Raw genomic sequence first — 2,626 nt, 5'->3', positions numbered from 1 at the left:
GCGCTGCTTGAGGGCCTTGTTATAAGAGGGCCAGTTGGTGATTTTAAAATTTTGTTTTGCCATGGATACCTGATTTTGAAACAACTGTGGTGATCTGCTCCGATGATTACCCAAAAGTTCTATTTATTCAACAAAGCCGCGGCAGCGGTGAAACCTTCCGCGGTCGATCAGCGTTGATTTTGGTCGATGGCATTCCACTATCGAATCAGCTACGCCCCACCGGACGTGAAATGCATACCATCGATTTTTCCATGATCGAGCGGATTGAGGTTATTCACGGGGCCAATGCCACGAATGGTTTAGGGGCGACAGGCGGCGTTATTAACCTGATCACCCGTCGCCCGGACAACGGTGCGTTCAATCAGCATGTTTCCGTGCAAACCACGCTGCCCACAGAGAAAATCCGGGGCGAAACGACCAGCTATAAAACCACTTATCGCGTCGATGGTCGCGTGTATAAACTCGATTACCTAGTGTCTCTGTGGTATGAAAATCAAGGGCTATATCTTGATGGTAACGGCCGGGCCATCGGCGTGGATGATACCCAGGGTGATACCATGGATTCCCGCGCTTACGATGTGTTGGCCAAGGTAGGGTACTGGCTTAATGACGATCAGCGTGTGCAATTGAGTGTAAACCGTTACCACATTCGCGGAGAAAATGACTACCTGAGCGTCGATGGCGTTCGTGCGCAAGGTATTCCGACCACTTCCGTGCGCGGTACGCCACCGGGCGATGCACCGTTTAGCAGTGTGTGGAGCACGGGTCTTACTTACGATCACAACAATCTTGCGGGGTTCAAACTCTCGACGCTGTTATTCAGCCAGGAGTATGAAGCGCTGTTTGGTGCCACCAATTCGCAATCGTTCCAGAACACGACCATCGCGCCCAACAAAACGCTGTACGATCAATCTCGCGCGGTATCCTCCAAACTTGGGGCAAAACTCGCGCTCACCCGTGACGACCTTCTGGAAGATACATTGAAAGTGACGGCGGGTTTTGATGTGTTGCTTGATAAGAACAAGCAGGATCTCTATCTGACCAAATGCACCTATGTGCCGGAAATCGAATACACCAACTACTCGCCTTTTTTACAAACCGAGTACGCGCTGCTGGATAACGTGACGCTGCATGCGGGCGTACGTCACGAAATCGCCAATCTGAAAGTCGATGACTATCGCACGCAATCGGCAAATGCAAACGGTGTCTATGACGGTGTGGCGGTAAAAGGCGGAACCCCCAAGTTCAACCAGACGTTATATAACGTTGGCATTGTCTATTCGCCGTGGGAACCGCTGATTCTGTTCACAAACTACTCGGAAGGGTTTGGCATGCCGGATGTCGGACGTGCACTGCGCGATATTGACACCGAAGGTGTCGATCTGAGCCAAGCGAATAACGTCAAACCGGTGGTTACCAAAAATATTGAGGCGGGTTTCCGGGTGCAGCAGGGGGCTGTTGACTTTGAAGCCAGCTATTTCCGTTCCAGCGCGAAACTGGGGGATTCCGTTACGCTTAACAGCAATGACGATTTCGTTTCCAAGCGTGAGAAAACTCGCGTGCAAGGTGTTGAGGTCCGAAGCGGTTATCAGATTAATGAGCAGCATAAAGTCAATCGTTCCTATGCCCATACCGAAGGTAAGCGCGACAGTAATGGTGATGGCAAACTGGATAAAAAGATGACTGGCCTGAATATCGCGCCGGATCGGGTGATTGCCAGTTGGTCGGCAAGTTGGACGGAGAAGGTGAACACGTTTGTCCAAGGCAACTATGCCTTCAGCCGCAGTTTTGATGATACCGGACTAGGGTTCGACGGTTATCTGCTGGTGGATGCTGCCGTCGGCTACAAACTGCCTTATGGTCGTGTGAATCTGGCGGTTGCTAACCTGTTGGATAAACAGTACATCACCTACTATTCGCAGTCAGTGGGACTGGGGACTGCGGCCAATACCCGCTATTTCTCCGGGTGTGGACGTACCGTGACATTTGGTTACTCCATTGATTTCTAAGTGTCACTTATCCCATCTTGTGGTCCGTGGCTGCGGGATGGGAAGATACATGATGTTATGCTTGGTGCTGCTATTCCTGTCGTTACAGGTTACAACAGGCTGGACGCGTCAGGGGTCACACGCGCTTGGCGTAACCGTGATTAACGGACAGCCTAAACGGGTGGTTCCCCTGTTTCAGGGGGCAACGGATACGGCTGTCGCGTTGGGGATAACGCCGGTAGGTGTCGTGGATTCCTGGATTGAAAAACCGACGTATCGCTATTTGCGTAGCGCGTTAGGGGATGTGCCTCACGTCGTGTTGGAAACTCAGCCGAATTTGGATCGTGTATTCAATATGTTGATTGCAGTGTGAAATGTCCGGTTTGGGATGTGGAATACAGTGGCTAAAGTTGATGTAAGATGCCCGTTTTGTGAACAGACATCTCCTGTGAAAAAACACGGTTATGGCAAAAGTGGCCATCAGCGTTACCGTCGTTAGTCATGCAAACACGGATGGCTACAGGGCTTACAACGACGAACTTCCAAAAGTAAAACACATTGTTAGCAAGCTGTATACACAGCGTATTGAGCGTGCACATCTGACACTGCGTAACCGATTGCAACGGCTCAATCGCAAG

The 2,626-nt window shown here is 50.8% G+C and carries 1 protein-coding gene and 3 pseudogenes; all 4 read left to right on the top strand.

From position 1 onward, the window contains the following. The first annotated feature begins 86 nt into the window (after positions 1–86). The gene (locus QZ506_RS05800; protein ID WP_291969698.1) at positions 87–2,009 is read left to right on the top strand and encodes a TonB-dependent receptor; all 1,923 of its coding nucleotides are present in this window, start codon (positions 87–89) and stop codon (positions 2,007–2,009) included. Between the two features lie 49 nt (positions 2,010–2,058). Beyond that, positions 2,059–2,337, top strand: a pseudogene (locus QZ506_RS05795) (iron-siderophore ABC transporter substrate-binding protein); the annotation flags it as partial. Positions 2,338–2,388: 51 nt separating this feature from the next. Further along, positions 2,389–2,481, top strand: a pseudogene (locus tag QZ506_RS05790) (IS1 family transposase); the annotation flags it as partial. Between the two features lie 43 nt (positions 2,482–2,524). Then, a pseudogene (locus QZ506_RS05785) lies at positions 2,525–2,626 on the top strand (IS1 family transposase); the annotation flags it as partial.

It is taken from the genome of Candidatus Symbiopectobacterium sp., assembly GCF_020054415.1.
GTDB lineage: Bacteria > Pseudomonadota > Gammaproteobacteria > Enterobacterales > Enterobacteriaceae > Symbiopectobacterium.
The sequence above is the reverse complement of the archived record's forward strand: the minus strand, read 5'-3'. Positions and strand labels throughout refer to the sequence as shown.